This window comes from Eggerthella sp. (assembly GCF_048329335.1).
GTDB classification, from domain to species: Bacteria; Actinomycetota; Coriobacteriia; order Coriobacteriales; family Eggerthellaceae; genus Eggerthella; species Eggerthella lenta.
Genome location: NZ_DBFEGU010000385.1, coordinates 1 through 3,996 on the forward strand (window position 1 = coordinate 1; position 3,996 = coordinate 3,996).

5 protein-coding genes are annotated in these 3,996 nt (G+C 69.4%); all 5 read right to left on the reverse strand.

Annotated features, from left to right (window positions below; all coding sequences use genetic code 11):
* Nucleotides 1–887, reverse strand: an 887-nt coding sequence (locus ACMO6A_RS11885; RefSeq protein WP_009608713.1) for a patatin-like phospholipase family protein, incomplete at its 3' end; no start/stop codon positions are given.
* Complete coding sequence (locus ACMO6A_RS11890) at nucleotides 884–1,264, reverse strand: hypothetical protein (protein WP_009304983.1); 381 nt, start codon at nucleotides 1,262–1,264, stop codon at nucleotides 884–886. The genes ACMO6A_RS11885 and ACMO6A_RS11890, both read right to left, overlap by 4 nt.
* A 113-nt stretch (nucleotides 1,265–1,377) precedes the next feature.
* Nucleotides 1,378–2,193 carry a TatD family hydrolase gene (locus ACMO6A_RS11895; protein ID WP_009608761.1) on the reverse strand — a complete coding sequence of 272 codons (816 nt, stop codon included), beginning with the start codon at nucleotides 2,191–2,193 and terminating at the stop codon, nucleotides 1,378–1,380.
* Entirely contained in the window at nucleotides 2,190–2,948 is a 759-nt protein-coding gene (locus ACMO6A_RS11900) for a tRNA threonylcarbamoyladenosine dehydratase (RefSeq protein WP_009304985.1), read from the reverse strand. Before ACMO6A_RS11900 ends, ACMO6A_RS11895 begins: the two co-directional genes overlap by 4 nt.
* A gap of 238 nt (nucleotides 2,949–3,186) precedes the next feature.
* Nucleotides 3,187–3,717, reverse strand: a complete 531-nt coding sequence (locus ACMO6A_RS11905) for a DUF6933 domain-containing protein (RefSeq protein WP_009304986.1) — start codon at nucleotides 3,715–3,717, stop codon at nucleotides 3,187–3,189.
* Nucleotides 3,718–3,996: the final 279 nt, after the last annotated feature.

A 3,996-nucleotide genomic window follows, 5' to 3' on the forward strand; every position in this document is an offset into this window, starting at 1 on the left:
CAAACCCCCTGCCCTGAGAGAAACCTCTCCCACTTGTCGAATTCGGATAAAGCCTGCATGCGGCCTCGCTCGTAGTTGCGGGCGAGCTTCTCCGCGTCGCGCTCGGTGTTCTTCACGCCCTGATCGTTCGCGTAGAACACGTAGGCGCGGCCCTCGGCCTCGAGTCGGTCGAGCCGGTCGAGTTCGGCGTCGTAGCGCCGGTTCCAGGTGTCCAGCGCCTCCCGCATGCGCGGACGCCGCCAGAAGAACGCGTCGTAGAAGCGGTTGGGCTTGAGCGGTCTGCGGAAGCCGCGCGGACGCGTGCAGACGACGAAGAACCTGCTCAGCCCATCGTCCATCGCGCGCGGCACCATGATGCCGCCGCCTCGTCCGATGCCGCCGTCGTACAGCGCACGCCCGTCGACGACCGTCGGCGGCAGCACGATGGGATAGCTCGTCGAGGCGCGGACGCGCTCCATGAGCGTCTGCTCGGTAGGAAAATCGCCGCGCGTGAAACAGACCGTCTCGCCCGTGTCGCGGTCGATGGCCTGCAAGGTGGCGCGCGCTGGGTTCGCTTGGAAGGCGTCGAAGTCGAAGGGCAGCGCGCAGCTTGAGAGGACGCGCGCATCGCCGTGCAGCGCCGCGCCGACGCCGTCGGCGTCCACGAACAGCATCACCCACCAGCGAAACAAGAGGTCGTCGAGACATGCGGTGAACGAGGCTTCGTTGCGGCGCGCGTCACGCGAGACGTAGTCGATCGCATTCGTCGCCCCCGCCGACAATCCGTACACGTCGTCGAAGAACAGCCCTTGCTCCAGCATGACGCTGATCGCGCCCGCCGAATACGAGTTGCGCATCCCGCCGCCCTCGAACACGAGAGCCACGTCGTGCACCGTGCCGGCCATCATCTCCCGCCGCCTCCTTCGATCTCGGCGATCTCCTTGCGGAGGGCGGGCAGGTCGGCGTGCGGCGCGACGAGGCGCCGATAGAGGCGCTCGACTTCGGCGCGCAGCGCGATTTCCCTGGCCTCGCTCAAAGCGTAGAACGAGACGCGCAGGTACAGTTGCAGCTCCTTGGCGCTTTCGAGTTGCAAGGCATCGCACCCGCAGCAACGTTCCAAGTCGTCGGCCAGGTCGCGCAGCAGCCCCGACGTCACGCGGAGCATGCGGTCGTAGCTCGCCTTGCGGTTGCGGTACGCCGTGTACTGCGGCAGGAACAGCGCGGTGCACACCGCCAGCACCTCGGCGCACGCGGTGAACCACTCGGGCAGCGTTCCCAGCTCCATCGCACGACCTCCTTTCGGTTTCGCATCCTTACCGGCACTATAGGAGGAGGCGTCGGTCGCGAGCGGCTGGCGCGGCGCTCGTGGGAGCTCCGTTGACCGGCCGTGACGAAAAGCTAGCGCAAAAGCTCGCGGCCGGTCCGCGCGATACGAGCGGCAAGGTCGTCGCGGGGCGTGCGACGCAGGTCGGCGAGGGCTTCGAGCATGGCGGCGAGCCGAGCGGCTTCGGCGGGCGCATCGTAGCGCTCGCCCGGCTGGGACGGGGCGTCGGTTTCCAGCAGCAGGCGCTCGGCCGGGACGGCCTGGGCGTAGGCACGGCCGCGCTTCGACGCCAGCATGCGCGGATTGATCGAGAAGAAGCAGCCGGCGCGGACGGCGCGCTGCAGCTCATCGGACGTGCCCGAGAACCAATGGAAGATGCAGGCGTTTCCCGCGAGCGCGCCCGCGCGCTCAAGCACGTCGAGCGCCTCGCCCGCAGCCTTCACGGCATGGATCGACAGCACCTTGCCGCCGCTCGCGCACGCCCGCGCGACGCGCTCGAACGCCGCAACCTGCATGTCGCGCGTCGCGGCGCGATCGCGGCCGAAGTCGAGGCCGACTTCCCCGATGAAGCGCTCGTCCTTCGCCAACCGCTCGAACAGCGCCACGTCCTGCGAGCCCAAGCGGCCGTCGGCGATCCACCACGGGTGCAGGCCCAGCCCCACGCGCACGTTGCCGAACGGCTCCAGCAGCTCGCACGCCCACTCGTAGCCCTCCGGCGTCACCGTCGTAGAGAACGCGCCCATGTCGAGCTCCGCCAGCTCCTGGGCAGCAACCCGCACGTCGGGATCGAAGTCCAGGTGGCAGTGCAGATCGAACAGCGCGCTGGCTGACGCCGCACGGGATCCTTCGACTCCGCGCTGCGCGCTGCGCTCAGGATGACAGGACATCATGCGTGCTCCTCCCCCGCATGCGCGCCAACGCCTGCGAGCGCGCACAGCACCTCGCCGGCGATCATCTGGCCCATGATGGGCGGCACGAACGAGGCGGTGCCCAGGTTCGACCGCTCGCGGCGCTCCGCACCCTCGCGCACGGGCACCGGCACGGGCTGCTCGCACGAGTACAGCACTCGCAGGCGGCGGATGCCGCGTTTGCGCGCCTCCTTGCGCATGATTCGGCACAGCGGGCAGCTCACCGTGTCGAACACGTCGGCGAACCGGAAAGCTTCGGGCCGCAGCTTGTTGGCCGCTCCCATGCTGCTGACGAGGCGCACGCCGTGCGCATCGGCGTACTGCGCGACGGCCAGCTTCGCCGAGATCGTGTCGATGGCGTCCACCACGTAGTCCACCCTGTCGGCGTAGGCGTCCAGGAATTCGGGCACGTCCTCGGCCAGCACGAACCGGTCGAGCGCCTCCACCTGCGCCTCGGGGTTGATGTCGGCGATCATCGCGCGCGCCACGTCCACCTTCTTACGGCCGATGGTGCTGCGAAACGCGATGGCCTGGCGGTTGATGTTGCTGGCCTGCACCACGTCGTGGTCCACCACGATGAGCCGCCCCACGCCGCCGCGCGCCAGCGCCTCGACGCAGTTCGAGCCCACGCCGCCCACGCCCAGCACCATGACGGTGGAATCCGCGAGGCGCGCCAGGCCGTCGCGTCCCATGATCAGTTCCAGTTTCGAGGTGGCGGTGTCGCCGGTTGCCATCATGCGCGTCCTTTCTGTCGGCGATCATGGTAGCACGGCCGCCGGATCGGCCGCGCGAGAAGCCCGCCGCATTGTCGCCCGAAGCGGTCGGTTTCCGAGTCCGGACCGTCCGTTTCGAACGACGGCGGTCGCGGCGGCATGGCGCCTGCGATGCGCGTCGACGCATCATCATCGCTCCGAAAACACGCCTCACGCGCTGTGGCGTGTTTTTAGGGCGAAGATGCGCGGCAGCACGGAACGCCTATCGCGCCCGCCCGATTCCCAGACGCGCGAGGTCGGCCGCGAAGCGCTCGGCCGGCAGGCCGATACCCTCGAAGCCGGCCGCCTTGCACGCCATACGCTCGTTGGCGAGGCGGCACAGCTCGTGCGGGAACGGCTCGCCCTCGTCGGACGGAAGGGGAAGCGCCAGCGGCAGCAGCTTATCCACCAGCACGTTCATGAACGCCACGGGGCGCCGGCCGTGCGTGCGCGTCACGACCGGAATCCCGCCGAAGAACAGGTACGCGTCGATCGAACCCTCGGCGAAGCCGCATGCCGCCAGCGACGCGCGCAGCGCCGACACCGCCGAGCGCTCCCAGTCGCGCCACTCCCCGGGCTGCATGCACGCGAACGCGGCGAAGCGGTTGCTCGCGTTCGCCAGCAGCAGCATATCGCAACCTCCCAGGGCTATGCGGTGCGCCTCCCAGCAGAACAGCAGGTCGTCCACCTCGCCGTACGGCGGGCGCGGCAGGCCCACATGGCGCTGCATGGGTATGGTGATGCCGAATTCCACGCGCTACCCCGCATCCTGCGAGAACCGAGCGTGCGGGCGCAGTGCGTCCTTAGCGAAGCGGACGCGCAAGCAGCCTCCCTCATCGAGCGCGGCATCGAAGCTGTAGGCGGTTGAAGTCATGCCGCTCAGTATACCCCGCGTCGCGACGTCAGGACGCGACGGAAGCCGCAGGCGGATTCGCCGCCAGCTGCGCCGCTCCGGCAGAGCCGGCCGTCCCCGAACCCGCGGTCGAGCCGGCCGCACCGCTGGAGCCCGTCGGCGCGCCCGTGCTGCCGGAGC

Bases quoted from the DNA above. Each gene is read 5' to 3' on its own strand.
- ACMO6A_RS11890 (WP_009304983.1), bottom strand. From the start codon at position 1,264: ATGGAGCTGGGAACGCTGCCCGAGTGGTTCACCGCGTGCGCCGAGGTG.
- ACMO6A_RS11895 (WP_009608761.1), bottom strand. From the start codon at position 2,193: ATGATGTCCTGTCATCCTGAGCGCAGCGCGCAGCGCGGAGTCGAAGGA.
- ACMO6A_RS11900 (WP_009304985.1), bottom strand. From the start codon at position 2,948: ATGATGGCAACCGGCGACACCGCCACCTCGAAACTGGAACTGATCATG.